Raw genomic sequence first — 13397 nt, forward strand, 5'->3', positions numbered from 1 at the left:
GAGCGGGAAGAGAACTACATCATTTTCTGGTTACCGGAATGCGGCGCTCGCACTCCACGCGGGCGCACTCCACGCCATGGAACTGCTCCTGCTCGGTGGAGCCGTGGAAGGCGGTCGTGCTGCTCTCGCCTCCGGCAATCACCTGCGCCACGTCGTCGAAGTATCCGGTGCCGACAAAGAGCTGATGCTTGATGGCGCGGTAGCCATCCTTCTCGGCTGCGAACTCTTTTTCCTGCAGAACCGAGTAAGCCGACATGGCGTTCTGCTTGTAGCCCTTCGCCAGGTCGAAGATCGAGTAGTTGAGTGCATGGAAGCCAGCCAGGGTGATGAACTGGAACTTGTAATTCATCGCCGCCAGCTCATTCTGGAAGTTCGCAATCGTTGCATCGTCCAGCTTCTTCTTCCAGTTGAACGATGGCGAACAGTTGTAGGCGAGCATCTTTCCGGGGAACCGCTCGTGGATGGCCTCGGCAAATCGGCGCGCCTCCTCGATGTTCGGCTCGCTGGTCTCGCACCAGATCATGTCGGCATAAGGTGCGTAGGCCAGGCCGCGTGCAATCGCCGTGTCGAGCCCGCTCTTGATGCGGTAGAAGCCTTCGCTGGTGCGCTCCTGCCCGATCAGGAACGGGGCATCGGCAGGATCAATATCGCTGGTGAGCAGTTTTGCTCCGTTGGCATCGGTGCGGGCGATGATGATGGTCGGCACACCACAGACGTCAGCAGCGAGTCGTGCCGCAACCAGTTTCTGAATCGCCTCCTGTGTCGGCACCAGGACTTTGCCGCCCATGTGTCCGCACTTTTTCGCCGAGCTCAACTGATCTTCGAAGTGCACCGCGGCGGCGCCCGCCTCGATCATGCCCTTCATCAGTTCGAATGCGTTCAAGGTTCCGCCGAAACCCGCTTCGGCGTCGGCCACCAGTGGAACGAGCCAATGCTTGCCGTTCTTGCCTTCCTGATGCCAGATCTGGTCAGCCCGCAGAAGTGCATTGTTGATGCGACGGCAGAGCTGAGGTACCGAATCGGATGGATAAAGACTTTGATCGGGATAAACCTGCCCGGCACTGTTGGCGTCGCCCGCGACTTGCCACCCGCTTACGTAAATGGCTTCCAGTCCGGCTTCCACCATTTCGATGGCCTGATTTCCCGTCATCGCGCCCAGGGCGGGGATGTGGCTGCTGGTCTGCATCAGCTTCCATAGCCGTTCGGCGCCGAGGCGGGCCAGGGTGTGTTCAATGTGAATGGTGCCGCGCAGGCGTTTCACGTCCTCTGCCGTATAGGGACGTTCAATGCCGCTCCAGCGCGCATCCGTGTTCCAGGTATGTGTGATGTCGAAGCCGTTGTTGTTCGCAGTCACTGTCGTTGCTCCCCTTTTGTAAAACTTCGATGCTGAGATGATTGATGTCTTGCTGCAAGTTGTGCTGCAACCGCAAATAAGCTGCTGCTGGATATGCCCTTCGTACAGCGCTTTCCTTCGCCAAACGTGGTCAGCCGTGCCTGAGCGCCGCGGAATTGCGAGCACCTGGCAATACGTAAATTGAATATTTCGACTTACAGGGTCGTGCGCCTGTTCACACTTCGGGCAAGGTTCAGTCCTGAAATTCGAACTTTCGAACGCGGCGTTGGTTGACGCCGGTTCCGAGGGAGAGCCCACAATGCCTGGGGCCAGAGGTCTATAGGGTCGTTCGTTGGGGTCCCGCGCGCCGGAACTGCGTTAGTCCACGCGCATTCCTGCCTTCAGATGCACAGGTCTGATTGACGGTTGCAGATGTTATGACTGTTTCGTTCGCCAGATGGTGGCGAGAATATTTTCGCCTGTTCGCGTGCTACGCGAAGGTGTTCTTTGGCTGCTTGCTAGATATTTCTTTCGACTTTTGCAGAATTTCCCCACAGGCCTTGAGTGGTTTGCCCGAGCTTGGCTCTTGATAATTGGGCCAGCGTGCCTCAAGCTTTTTGTATGCCGAATCCGAACTCAACCGCCGAGACCCCCTGCCCGATCTGCAACGGCACGGGGTGGCACATGGTGGCACGCGAACACAAGGGCCGCACCGTCGAGCAGGCTACGCGTTGCGAATGCATCCGCCGACAGCAGGGTGGGCGATTGCTTGACGCTGCCCGCATTCCTCGCCGCTATCTTCACTGCGAGCTATCGAATTTCGAGCATGAAGGCCCCTTCCGCTCGCTGGCCTCGGCCCACATGGCAGCGCTGCGCTTCGTCGAAGAGTTCCCCATTGAGAGCGCAGGACTGCTGCTCACCGGCCCCATCGGCTGCGGCAAGACGCACCTTGCCGTCGGCATTGCCAAGGAACTGATCGCGCAGAAAAACACCGGGTGCCTGTTCTATGACTATCGCGAACTTCTGAAGCAGATTCAAAACTCGTACAACGCCTCCGTGCAGGTCACCGAGATGGAAGTGTTGCGGCCAGTGTTTGACGCCGACGTTCTGATACTCGATGAACTCGGTGCAGCCAAGCCGACCGAATGGGTCTGGGACACCGTCTCGCACATTCTCAACACCCGCTACAACGACAAGCGCACTACGATCATTACGACGAATTACAAAGACCTGCCTCCGGCCGGGACAGAAATCCCCGAGGGCCGCGCGGTACGCGCATCACGCGAAGAAACTCTCGGCGATCGCATTGGAGAACGCATGCGCTCGCGCCTCCATGAAATGTGCCGCGTCGTACGAGTCGAAGGCGAAGACTTCCGCATGAAATACAAGAGCGCCAGCCTGCGCTAGCGCTCTTGTTTGCGCACCCATTTGGGTCAAGGTTCTTGCTGTGATGTGTACAGACCTGCTGTTTGACCAGTACGGTACCGACTAGTTGGTTGCGGTGTTCGCGCACTGCCCCAGCCTCTTCAACTCCTCCGCAAGCCTGCCCCACTCCGATTTCCCGAAGCTTTCGATCAGTTTCGACTGCACTTGTTCCCAGCGCTCGACCGCTTTTGCAAGCACCCGCTCGCCTTTTGCCGTCACCACTGCAGAGCGCGAGCGCGCATCACTGCCCGCGGCCAGCTTTACCCAACCCTCGCGCTCCATCGGAGTCACTGCACGATAGAGCGATGTGCGATCCATCTCCAAATCATCGGCAACCCGCGCCAGCGGCTCACCATTGTGACGTCGAATGCTGCGCATCACCGCGAACTGCGTCACTGTAATCCCCGAAGGCGCAAGTGCCTGGTCATACCTGCGCCCAAGAATGCGCGAGAGCTTCTTCACCGTCGTGCAGGCACAGGGTGAAACCAAAAGTCCGGAATCCTTCTTTGATGTGTACACATCATTCATGCTAGCATCACCACTCTCGCGGTTCAACGGGCGTGTTCGACGGCAGGTTCAAACCATGAAGTTGAGAAACTCACATTTTCACTATGCCTGGGTGGTGGCCGCCGTCACCTTCCTCGTGCTGCTGGTAACAGCAGGAATCCGCGCTACTCCCGGCGTGTTGATGGTTCCGCTGGAGTCCGAGTTCGGCTGGACGAACGTTGCGATCTCCGTCGCCATTGCCATTAATCTCGCGCTCTTCGGATTGATCGGCCCTTTTGCGGCCTCGCTGATGGAGCGTTGGGGATTGCGCCGGTTAGTGCTGTGCGCGCTCGCATTGCTGAGCGCATCTGTTGCAGCAACTACGCTGATGACCTCTCGATGGCAGCTCATTCTGCTCTGGGGAGTGTGCGTGGGCTCGGCCACGGGAGTCACCTCTCTCGTGCTTGCCGCCGTCATTGCCAATCGCTGGTTCGATCGCCATCGCGGAGCCGTACTCGGCGCGCTCACCGCGGCCAATGCCACAGGACAACTTCTCTTTTTGCCTGCACTCGCCCGCATGCTCGAGCATCATGGATGGCGCAGCGTATCTCTCACCGTTGGCGCATCGGCAGCCATCGTCTTCCTCGTCGTGCTGGCTTTCATGCGCGAGCGACCTGCCGACCTGCATTTAGGACGCTACGGCAGCAGCGAATCGAGCGCTTCCCTGCAACCGGCGCCCCCTGCTTTCACTCCGCTACAAGCGCTCGATCACGCCCGCCGCTCGCCTGCCTTCTGGGTGCTCGCCGGAAGCTTCTTTGTCTGCGGCGCCAGCACCAACGGGCTAATCGGAACGCATCTCATACCAGCCTGCCACGACTACGGAATCCCTGAGGTTCGCGCCGCAGGACTGCTCGCCATGATGGGTGTGTTCGACATCGTGGGCACCACGGCCTCAGGATGGCTGAGTGATCGATTCTCCAGCCGATATCTGCTCTTTGCCTATTACCTGCTGCGCGGGTTGTCGTTGCTCTTCCTGCCGCACACGCTCTCGCACGGACAGAACCAGTTGAACTGGTTTGCCATCTTCTACGGACTTGATTGGGTCGCCACCGTGCCGCCCACCGTGCGCCTCACCTCCGATGCTTTTGGCCGCGAGAACGCCGGCGTCATCTATGGCTGGATCGGGGCCGCCCACCAACTCGGCGCAGCACTGGCGGCGTTTGGCGCGGGATCGATTCGGACCATGCTCGGCGACTACAGCGCTGCATTCTGGATTTCCGGCACCATCTGCTTCCTGACCGGATTTACTTTCCTGTTCACCGGCCGAGCGCTCGAAGCGCGAATACCTGTTAGCGCCCCTGCTGCAGCAGACTGATTTAGAAATGGAGAAAACGTATGCCGTTCGTTCGAATTGATCTTCGTGAAGGAAAATCCACCGACTATCGCGCACGCATTGGAGATGTCGTGTATCGAGCAATGCGCGAGACATTGAACGTCCCTGAGGATGATCGCTTCCAGGTCATCACCGAGCACCCGGCCTCGGAACTTCTCTTTGACCGACGCTATCTTGGCGTGGAACGCACAGACGACTGCGTCTTCATTCAAATCACACTTAACGCCGGACGCGCTACGGATGTGAAGCAGAAGTTCTACAAAGCCGTGGCGGACGGGTTGCACGAGGAATTGAACTTACGTCGGGAGGACGTATTCATCAGTCTTGTCGAGGTCCAGAAACAGGACTGGTCATTCGGCAATGGCGTTGCGCAGTACGTGCAATGAAGTATTCACAAATGTAGATAAATGAAAGCCCCGCATCGAGGCGACTCGGGGCTTTCTGATTTCTCAGATTATCGCAATGCGCAAAGCTGCAGCATGGCGGGAAGATATTCCTTGCTGGCCGATCGCAGATACCATTCCTTGGCGTGCTCAGGCTCATCCGCCGCATCAAAAACGCTGCCGATCATGAACTCGGCTTCTGCATGACCGTTCACGGCGGCCACGGCCAACGCCTCACATTCTTCTTCGCTCATCTGGATCTTAGGAAACGATGTGAGGAAGCGGCACAACTCGCGCAGAGTCGCAGCCAGGCTCTTCCTGGCGGTCACGTTCCGTAACGGCATGGTTACAACTGGCATTCCACCCACACTCCTTAATGCGCGTAGTGTGCCAAACCTCGAGACAGCTCGGCAGTGATTTACTTCCGTCTGGAATTGTTCGCAGCGTCACAATCTATATCGGCAGGCGCGGCGTTGGCCATCATTTCTTTTGCACGGACGTAGAGAAAATCCCGATCCGGCGAAATTCGGAATACACACACCTTCTCCCAACCCATGCACGGTTCGCGATAAACTGTCCGCTGTGCTGACCCGTATCGAGTTCGATGCCGAGCGTGACGAGGAATTTTTTGCCGCGCTGCCTGCCGCGCCCGCAGTGTTCGCGCTGCGTCCGCCGCAGGCCCGGGCAGAGCCTTACGTCAGCAAAACAGCGAATCTGCGTCGCCGTCTTCAGCGACTGCTCGGTGAAGCCGAGGGACGCCGCCTGTCTCTGCGCGATCGCGTGGCCGTCGTCGAGTACCAGCCTGTGGGCGGAGACTTCGAAGCTGGCGTCGCGCTGTATCGTCTGCTTCGCGCCGAGTTTCCGCAGAAGTATTCCGACCGCCTTCATCTGAGGCCCGCGCCTCTCATTCATTTGTTGCTGTCGAATCCTTATCCTCGCGTTGCTGTCACCTCGCGCATCCGCTCGTTGCGCGGTGGAGGTGTCTACTTTGGACCTTTCGCCTCGCGTGCCGAGGCCGAACAGTATGCCAACGATTCGCTGGACTTCTTTCTGCTAAGGCGTTGCACCGACGAGCTCGCGCCGGATCCGGCGTTCCCCGGATGCGTTTACTCCGAAATGAAGATGTGTCTCGCGCCTTGTTTCAAGGGCTGTACCGACGAGCGCTACGCCGAGGAATCCCGACGCGTCGAACGTTTTTTCGAAAGCGCAGGACACTCGCTGGTCGTAGAAATCAGCCGGGCGCGCGATGAGGCCAGTGAACGCCTCGAGTTCGAAGCCGCCGCTGCAGCGCATGCCACGCTCGAGAAACTCAAGACGGTGCAGACTCGCGTCGCCGAGATCGTTCATCGCATCGACCGCCTCAACGGACTGATGCTCCAGCCTTCGCATCTTGAAGGGCACATCGAACTGTTTCGCATTGCAGGCGGGATGCTGCACTCGCCGGTGGCACTCGACCTTCGCGAACGCGTCGTGCATTCAGCCGAAACCGGGGCGCAAACCGCGACTCATCCGCAAAGCATGGAGGCGCGCATCAATCAACTGCTCGCAACTGTTGAGCCTACGGCACCCACGAGCGCGCAGGAGTGGATGGAGCACCTCGCGATTCTCAAGCGCTGGTACTATCGAACGAACAAGGTTGGCGAGATCTTTTTCGAAGATGAACACGGCGCCCTGCCCATGCGCCGTGTGGTACGCGCCGTGCGTCGCGTGCTTAAGGGTGAAAAGCCGGCAGGCGACCTAAGCGAGACGGCGGGAGATTATTGGGTCTTTCGCAGCAAAGAGGCCGGCCTGTAGCGCATCCCCGCAACTTCACGCGCATAAGTAAAGGGCCGGCCCACGCCAGCCCCAGATCAAGCCGTCCTGCAAACATCGATACTCCTCAATCTACGTTATTGCTGTTTTGCCGCGCCGTGCTTGGCTTCGCGATAACCGTTCTTCTGCGCGTCGGCTTCGCTCATGTACTCGCCATTCTTTGTCTTGCCATACCAGCGGTCGCCGGGCTTGTGATAAACCTTTGTGTCCTTGTTGACCCACACGCGATCTCCGCCGCCCACTGCCGAATTTGCGCTGCCAGCAGACGCGTCATTGGCCATCGCACCGGCGTTGCTGTTGCTTCTGGAACCGGTGTTGCTGCTTGTCGTCCCTGAGCTGCTGCTCATTGAACCCGTGTTGCCGGTTGTCGCATTCGTGTTGGCGGCTGCGTCTTTGGATTTCTTGCGGCTCTTCTTAGTGGTCGTCGCCTGTTGGTTTTGATTGGCGTTACTGCCCTGATTCGATTGTGCGCTTGAGCTACCCTGGTTTGTCTGCGCATTCGTGCCGCTCTGATTCGTTTGCGTGGAACTCTGGGCCGCGCTCATTGAAACGGCGAGTGCCAGTGCTCCGAGTACGGCTAATAGTCGTTTCGGCATACATCTTCTCCTAAGTGTGGTCGGAAGTGGCGCTCTGGTTGGATGCGCACAATCAACGCGGGTGGCCTCAGGCCAGCTTCTTTAAGGCAAAACCCGGGCCTGTGCTGAATGCGGCAACAATCCTATTGGTGAGTACGATCTGCTTACTCGCGCTGTTTCGAAAACACAACACGGATGCCGTCGCGCCAGCGTTCGTCGAGCCCTACCAGCTTCCAGTCCAGCTCAGGAGAGAAATATCGCAGCATGGTTGCCGTAGCAGGATGAACATGCAAGGCCGGCGCCGCGAGAATCAGAATAGGATCGCGCTCGGAAAGCATGCGCCCTGGAAAGTATCCGTACTTTGCGAAGTCACCTCGCCGCTGATGCTGACGCACGCGGGCCCAGTAGTCGAGTCCCTGCACGGGGAGATGAAAATCCTCGGCGGCCTTGAGTTCGATCACCGCCAGGCGGCCATCGCGCGTGACTCCTAGCAGGTCGATGACTGCACGATCTCCGGCGGCAAAGGCAGGCACCTGCGGGTACAGCACCGCAGAGTCAAGCCGCCCGTCCAGCAATGTAACATCGCGCTCCACCACCGACTGCAGCCAGCGTTCGGGTTGCAGCCGATAGAAAGGATGCGTGTGATCGCGGCCGACGCGCTTCTGCAACAAGCGTTCGATCAACTGGCGCAGCAGGGGTTCGGTCTGGTCGTTCCATTCATATTCTGCTGGCGCGGCGCCGAAAACGATTCGCTCTGCAATGCGGAAGTGCTCGTCCGGCTCCATCGTCGCACGCGCAAACTCCAGTCCATGAAACCGGAAGCTCACTGACGATGAGCTTTGCGCCACCGCCTCCACCTTTGGGCACAACGCTCTCATTCGATCCACCGACTTGCGAAATCGTTCCAGCGTTTGCTCGCGGTTGAGGCAACGCACGAGTTGCGATGAGATGTTCAACTCGGTGGCAAGATCGAGTTCCTCGGCCTGGTCCGTGTGCTCAGCGAGGGCAAACAAGCGCCACTGTGCTGCCTCGCGGTTCAGATGCGACATCCGTAACTGCGCCGTCGCCTCACGTCCGGCGGGAACGAAGAGCGCTACTCCACCAACATGCGACTTCGCCGAAAGATTTTCGCGACAATAATCGAGCCACAGAATTGCGACCGCCACCGCGTTGTCGATTGTGGTTTGCAACTCGCCTTCGCCACAGCCCACCACGGCCAGGCGCTCCTGCCCACGACGCAGCAGGCCGCGCGCACACACGGCACCAAAGGAGTGTTCGAGGTCAGCCGAGGTGGTGAGTCGATCCAGCGTCCACCCTGGAAACTGCGCCAGCAGTGCGCGTTCCAGCGTGCGCTGATACGCCGCCCTCATCGCCTTCAATGCAGAAGGAGACCGCCGTTCGGCTTTCGAACAGATTTCCAGCCGCGCTGGGCGCGTCTGTCCGAATCGTGTAACTGTGAGCTTGAGGATTCCGTTCTTGATTTCCGCAGCTATCGCGCGGCGCACGACATTCCGCTCTTCCGACCAGATTTCCAGCAGGCAGCGGTCGCGTTCCGGAGTGGCCGTGTAGTGCGCGTGCGTGAAGTCAAACAGTTCCTTGCCGTCTTCGATCACCACTGCCATCGGATTTTCTGCGACGTAGTCGGCGAGAAGCGCGGCAATTTCCTCGGGCGTCTGCACTGCACTCAACGCGTCATCCTCTTATTCTGCTTTGAGCGAAACGTTCTCGAACTCAGCATCTGCGGGCAGCGCGAAACGTTCGCTCTCGCGACCCCAGCGGCGGAATCCCGGCGCTTCGAAATGTACGCGGAGCTTATATACCGCCTTGTGCGTGATGCGAGTCTCGCGCTCATAGCGATTAATCCAGGGATGCCAAAGCAGCGGCATCTCGCCCGGGCCGTACGTCTTTCCATCCGGAGCGATGAGGCTTGCCTGCGGCTTCAGGTTGGGAATCAGGCGTCCGGTGCGCGAGTCGCGCGGCACAATTGAGAGCCGCACATTCTGCTTGCCCGAGAAATCGATCAGCTTTTTCGGATGCAGCTTGGCTCCCGCCACATCAAGAGCCACCTCGGTCGAGTCCAGAGAGTAAGCGACGAAATAGTCGCCCGATGGCTTCTCCGCTCCGGCGGCCGACTGCTGCCACATGGCTGTAATCGCCGCGCTCAGAGCGGCGTTGCATGGCTTCAGCAGTTCGGCTTCGTTGACGTAATCTGTTGCAGTCGCCAGCGGAATCTGCGGTACGGACTCGAGCGCAATCGGCACCGCTGCAAACTCGGCCACGGTCGTGCGCTCCGCAGGCGAACCCTCGCGCGCTCCGTTCACTTCCTCCACCGTGACCCGCAGCGTGTAGTTGCCGTCTGTATCCATCGGCACGTTGCCGCCATAGGCGTTGATCAGCGGATACCAGCCAAAATCGAGTGGAACCGACTGCTCGTTTCCATTCTCATCGCACAACGTGGCGCGCAAGGTCAGGCCCGGAACCATCCTGCCATCCACCATATCCATCACAAACACACGCAGGTGCACCGCATCATCGGGAGCATCGTGCCAAGCCAGTCGTCCATTGCCAGCCTTGTCCCACCAACCCTCTGCGGGCGTAATGGTGAATGCGACCCGCAACTGACCGGCGCGAACGTCGCCCTTCAGCGGACCAGAGTTGGCCAGCACCCAGTCGAGCACAGCAGACTCCGCCGCGCCCTCCTGCTTTGCAATCTTGACCTGCTCGGAACTTCCCCGGCTGCCTTGCGCCGCCTGCGGCATGCGAATAGGGGTGGAGGCCCCAGTAGCGCCTGCCGCTGGCGGTGGAGTGGATGAGGTTGGGGGCGGCGTCTGCGCCATCGCAGGCGTCATCTGCATGAAATAGCAAATTACGAACAGGGCTGGAATCAGTCGGCGATAGCGCCAGACAAACATCGTGCTTTGCGGCAAACCATCCTCCGGATTTCTTATGACCGTATGAAGCTATGAGGCGCTGCTGACCAACACTCTACACTGTAGGCGGCCATCGAGGCGATGATCACCCAGCAGGCGAAGTCCACGCCGGATGCGCGGGCACAATTAACGCGCCACGTCCAGCCGCCCGAGCCTGCGAACCTGCGCCATTTCTCGCGGCAGCGCCTGCAATAACTCCAGCACGGTCTGATGCAGTACGGGATGCTCTACTTGTGGTGCGATTTCCGCTAGCGGTTCCAATACGAATCTGCGCTCATGCATGGCTGGATGCGGAACCGTAAGTTGTGCCGTCCGAATGACGCGGCTGCCATAGAACACGATGTCCAGATCGAGTACGCGCGGCCCTTTCGGAATGTAGCCCTCACCCCCGCGCCGCCGCCCCATATCGCTTTCGATTCTCATCATGTGCCCGAGAAGATCTACCGGCTCGCCTTGCCAATGCAAAGCCACGGCGGCATTGGCGAACCACGGCTGCTCGGTGTATTCCACCGGCTCAGTCTCGTAGGCATGGGAGACGGCGGTCACCGTGGCGAAATCGCGCAGCGATGCTATGGCGGACTGCAGGTTTCCCATGCGGTCGCCCAGGTTCGAACCCAGCGATAGGTAGATCTGCTCCATTCGTTTGCTGTTTTTTCCTCCCGGCCCGCTGCTCACATTCTAGCCTCAAGCGCGAAATCACTGGGCCAAACGCAACCATCTACATACAACAGGTAGTGGTGATTCTGCTCAGGATTCGGCAATCCACAATCCATTGGGCTCTCCTGAACGCCCGCAAGGGGCATGAATACAGCACTAAAACTATAGCCCTGTGGAAAAACCCGCATAAAATCAGGTTGAAAGTGCTTGTCGTGCGCAAAATCAAAGCGTTATGATGTGCGGGATTGAGCGTTCGAGAACGCTTCATCTTCAAGGAGGAATATCCTATGGCTGCAGGCTTGACCAAGACTGCTCTCGTTCGTCTTCTGGCGGAAAAGCTGGAAACCAGCAACAAGGCTGCTGGACTGTTCTTGACCACCCTCGCGGAAATCGCCGTGAAGGAAACGAAAAAGAACGACGTGTTCGTTCTGCCCGGCCTTGGCCGTCTGAAGAAGTCCTCGCGCAAGGCGCGCGTAGGCCGCAACCCGCAGACCGGCGAACCGATCAAGATTCCTGCCAAGACCGTCGTGAAATTCTACGTCGGCAAGTCCGTGAAGGACGCAATCGCCCCGGCGAAGAAGAAGTAGTCTGGTTTTATGCGCAGAGGCCGGCCCCATCGGGTCGGCCTTTTTCGATTCTGCTCGCCTCTCGCGAAGCAGGGCCGTTCTCAGTTGCTCACAGCACCACGATCGTGATTCCCCGATTGATCCTGCCGAAGTCGCGATCCTCTTTGATGGCCTTCTCGCGCTTCACCAGTTCCCAGCTCGCTTCATTGGACATGCGGAAGTTCTCACCCGGAATGAAATCCTCGATAAACCCGACGCGCTTGAATCGATCCAGCGTCTTCCAGACCTCCTCTCGCAGCGCGCCGCCTACTCCCGTCGAGCCATAACCATGGATCAGCTTCAGCACCGGGACGCCTTCGTGACGAGCGGCCACAATGGCGCGTTCCATGCGCAGCAGACCGACGTTGACCGTAGGCCGACCTTCTTCGAGATTGATTGTCCGGAAGCTCATCTGAGTGCTGTTATCCATGGTCGCACAAAGAGCTCACGAGAAGCCCAGCTGCCTGTTTTGCGAGGATGAATCGCGAGCGCCCCAGCGCCGATGGATCAGCCCATCCTTGACCTCGAACCACTCCATCGCGATCAGTTCATAGCTCTTGCCAGTAGGCCCGAGCCCGCGAAACGCCTTCACCGATCTGCCGCGCTCGACGTATCGCACGGCCACAACGTCTGCTTCGGCGATTATTCCGGCAGCTTCCAACTGGATATTGAGGCACTCGATCAGATCTTTCCACACCGGGCGCGCCTGCTCCACGGTTCCCCATCCCAGCACGCCCCACACCAGCGCATCCGGTGAAAATAGACGGCAGACGCCATCGAGATCGCCCGCATTGAACGCCTGCACGTACGCAAGCACTACATCCTTTTCGCCAGCCATCACAGCCTCCGCCGCGAATTCTAGCATTCCGAGCTGAATCGAATTTGTTGAGGCGAGGTTGATTACTGCGACAGCTTCTCCGTCGGGTCCCCGTCATCCCTGCGACTCATGAACCCCGACACCAGCAGGTACACGTTGACCGAGTTCATGAGCAGAAGCAGCGCGCCGAGAACAGAAGCTTTCCACCCTTCGGCATTGTCGTCGTCGTATTCCTGATACAGATCGCGAATCTGCTGAGCGTAGTACCCAGCCAGCAGAGTGAAGATCACTACTGCGATCGAGCTGAGCGTCCACACCGAAGAGGCGCTTCCGAGCAGCAAATTCACGAGGATCAGAATTACGCCTCCCACAAGCATCATGAAAACACCGGTTACGGGGCGCGCAAGATCGGCGCCTGAGCGAAAGCCCCAAAGCGACATCGCACCATACATGAGCGCGACGCACAGAAAGGCCACTGCCAACGATGCAGGCGACAATAAAACGGAAAACTCCAGCGCGGAGAACACGGCATAAACAAACAACAACACCGCCGCGGGAGCCATCGAGAGCTTGCCAACAAATCGGTTGCAGAACCCCACCAGAATCAATTGCACGACGAAAATTACGCGCAGATACACCGCAAAGGCGAGGAAGTCGTGATTCTGGGGCAGACTCTGAATCAGCGTTGCCGCTGTTATCGATCCCACAAAAAGCGCGCAGGCAGCAATCGCCAGCGCGCGCGCAAGAACCCTGCGATATGTTCCTTCAATCACATCGCCTGATATCAGCGGGGCGTCCGATTGCGCCGGAGTCGCAGTGGTCCCGTCGAACACCACGCTCGCGTGCTCGTAATATCCTCCACGCGCAATATCATTTTCGGCGACAGGCATAATCCCGGTGCCCTCGGGAATAGGAGGAAGATTGCTGTGCGGCAGAGAGGCGTCGGGCATGTGTACCATTGTGCCGCAGGAACACTCGCCG

The 13397-nt window shown here is 58.8% G+C and carries 15 protein-coding genes; 5 read left to right on the forward strand and 10 right to left on the reverse strand.

Features of this window, described 5'->3' with window-relative positions:
• Positions 1-19: 19 nt before the first annotated feature.
• Positions 20-1354, reverse strand: coding sequence for an isocitrate lyase (aceA, locus tag AC6IY8_RS15350; protein ID WP_497775396.1), 1335 nt, complete (start codon positions 1352-1354; stop codon positions 20-22).
• Positions 1355-1954: 600 nt separating this feature from the next.
• On the opposite strand from aceA, the gene AC6IY8_RS15355 reads away from it, so the two are divergent.
• Positions 1955-2740: an ATP-binding protein gene (locus tag AC6IY8_RS15355; protein WP_497775397.1), complete on the forward strand. Its 786-nt coding sequence runs from the start codon at positions 1955-1957 to the stop codon at positions 2738-2740.
• A gap of 81 nt (positions 2741-2821) precedes the next feature.
• Here the strand turns inward: AC6IY8_RS15355 and AC6IY8_RS15360 are convergent, their stop codons facing one another.
• The gene (locus AC6IY8_RS15360; protein ID WP_497775398.1) at positions 2822-3247 is read right to left on the reverse strand and encodes a MarR family winged helix-turn-helix transcriptional regulator; all 426 of its coding nucleotides are present in this window, start codon (positions 3245-3247) and stop codon (positions 2822-2824) included.
• A 94-nt stretch (positions 3248-3341) separates the two neighbouring features.
• On the opposite strand from AC6IY8_RS15360, the gene AC6IY8_RS15365 reads away from it, so the two are divergent.
• The gene (locus AC6IY8_RS15365; protein WP_497775399.1) at positions 3342-4619 is read left to right on the forward strand and encodes an MFS transporter; all 1278 of its coding nucleotides are present in this window, start codon (positions 3342-3344) and stop codon (positions 4617-4619) included.
• Between the two features lie 20 nt (positions 4620-4639).
• The gene (locus AC6IY8_RS15370; RefSeq protein ID WP_497775400.1) at positions 4640-5023 is read left to right on the forward strand and encodes a tautomerase family protein; all 384 of its coding nucleotides are present in this window, start codon (positions 4640-4642) and stop codon (positions 5021-5023) included.
• A gap of 68 nt (positions 5024-5091) precedes the next feature.
• On the opposite strand, the gene AC6IY8_RS15375 is transcribed toward AC6IY8_RS15370, so the two are convergent.
• Positions 5092-5379 (reverse strand): hypothetical protein, encoded by a 288-nt coding sequence (locus AC6IY8_RS15375; protein ID WP_497775401.1) that lies wholly within the window; start codon positions 5377-5379, stop codon positions 5092-5094.
• A gap of 223 nt (positions 5380-5602) precedes the next feature.
• Between AC6IY8_RS15375 and AC6IY8_RS15380 the strand changes: the two genes are divergently transcribed.
• Complete coding sequence (locus tag AC6IY8_RS15380) at positions 5603-6814, forward strand: hypothetical protein (RefSeq protein WP_497775402.1); 1212 nt, start codon at positions 5603-5605, stop codon at positions 6812-6814.
• Positions 6815-6909: 95 nt separating this feature from the next.
• Here AC6IY8_RS15380 and AC6IY8_RS15385 read toward each other — a convergent pair whose 3' ends face one another.
• From AC6IY8_RS15385 to folK, 4 genes are all read right to left on the reverse strand, one after another.
• A complete protein-coding gene (locus tag AC6IY8_RS15385) occupies positions 6910-7428 on the reverse strand; it encodes a sunset domain-containing protein (protein WP_497775403.1) in 519 nt (172 codons plus the stop codon).
• 143 nt (positions 7429-7571) lie between these two features.
• On the reverse strand, positions 7572-9086 hold the full coding sequence (locus AC6IY8_RS15390; RefSeq protein ID WP_497778640.1) for a hypothetical protein: 1515 nt from the start codon (positions 9084-9086) through the stop codon (positions 7572-7574).
• Between the two features lie 21 nt (positions 9087-9107).
• On the reverse strand, positions 9108-10334 hold the full coding sequence (locus tag AC6IY8_RS15395) for a hypothetical protein (RefSeq protein WP_497775404.1): 1227 nt from the start codon (positions 10332-10334) through the stop codon (positions 9108-9110).
• A 129-nt stretch (positions 10335-10463) separates the two neighbouring features.
• On the reverse strand, positions 10464-10976 hold the full coding sequence (gene folK / locus AC6IY8_RS15400) for a 2-amino-4-hydroxy-6-hydroxymethyldihydropteridine diphosphokinase (RefSeq protein WP_497775405.1): 513 nt from the start codon (positions 10974-10976) through the stop codon (positions 10464-10466).
• Between the two features lie 305 nt (positions 10977-11281).
• Here folK and AC6IY8_RS15405 point away from each other — a divergent pair, with 305 nt between their 5' ends.
• Positions 11282-11581 (forward strand): HU family DNA-binding protein, encoded by a 300-nt coding sequence (locus AC6IY8_RS15405; RefSeq protein WP_497775406.1) that lies wholly within the window; start codon positions 11282-11284, stop codon positions 11579-11581.
• Between the two features lie 88 nt (positions 11582-11669).
• On the opposite strand, the gene AC6IY8_RS15410 is transcribed toward AC6IY8_RS15405, so the two are convergent.
• From AC6IY8_RS15410 to AC6IY8_RS15420, 3 genes are all read right to left on the reverse strand, one after another.
• Positions 11670-12029, reverse strand: a complete 360-nt coding sequence (locus tag AC6IY8_RS15410; protein ID WP_497775407.1) for a Smr/MutS family protein — start codon at positions 12027-12029, stop codon at positions 11670-11672.
• 15 nt (positions 12030-12044) lie between these two features.
• Entirely contained in the window at positions 12045-12437 is a 393-nt protein-coding gene (locus AC6IY8_RS15415) for an ester cyclase (RefSeq protein ID WP_497775408.1), read from the reverse strand.
• 62 nt (positions 12438-12499) lie between these two features.
• Entirely contained in the window at positions 12500-13366 is an 867-nt protein-coding gene (locus tag AC6IY8_RS15420; protein WP_497775409.1) for a Bax inhibitor-1 family protein, read from the reverse strand.
• Positions 13367-13397 lie beyond the last annotated feature (31 nt).

It is taken from the genome of Koromonas soli (genome assembly GCF_059726265.1).

Bases quoted from the DNA above. Each gene is read 5' to 3' on its own strand.
- AC6IY8_RS15410 (WP_497775407.1), bottom strand. From the start codon at position 12,029: ATGGATAACAGCACTCAGATGAGCTTCCGGACAATCAATCTCGAAGAA.
- AC6IY8_RS15375 (WP_497775401.1), bottom strand. From the start codon at position 5,379: ATGCCAGTTGTAACCATGCCGTTACGGAACGTGACCGCCAGGAAGAGC.
- AC6IY8_RS15405 (WP_497775406.1), top strand. From the start codon at position 11,282: ATGGCTGCAGGCTTGACCAAGACTGCTCTCGTTCGTCTTCTGGCGGAA.
- AC6IY8_RS15355 (WP_497775397.1), top strand. From the start codon at position 1,955: ATGCCGAATCCGAACTCAACCGCCGAGACCCCCTGCCCGATCTGCAAC.
- AC6IY8_RS15370 (WP_497775400.1), top strand. From the start codon at position 4,640: ATGCCGTTCGTTCGAATTGATCTTCGTGAAGGAAAATCCACCGACTAT.
- AC6IY8_RS15385 (WP_497775403.1), bottom strand. From the start codon at position 7,428: ATGCCGAAACGACTATTAGCCGTACTCGGAGCACTGGCACTCGCCGTT.
- folK (WP_497775405.1), bottom strand. From the start codon at position 10,976: ATGGAGCAGATCTACCTATCGCTGGGTTCGAACCTGGGCGACCGCATG.
- AC6IY8_RS15420 (WP_497775409.1), bottom strand. From the start codon at position 13,366: ATGCCCGACGCCTCTCTGCCGCACAGCAATCTTCCTCCTATTCCCGAG.
- AC6IY8_RS15415 (WP_497775408.1), bottom strand. From the start codon at position 12,437: ATGGCTGGCGAAAAGGATGTAGTGCTTGCGTACGTGCAGGCGTTCAAT.
- AC6IY8_RS15365 (WP_497775399.1), top strand. From the start codon at position 3,342: ATGAAGTTGAGAAACTCACATTTTCACTATGCCTGGGTGGTGGCCGCC.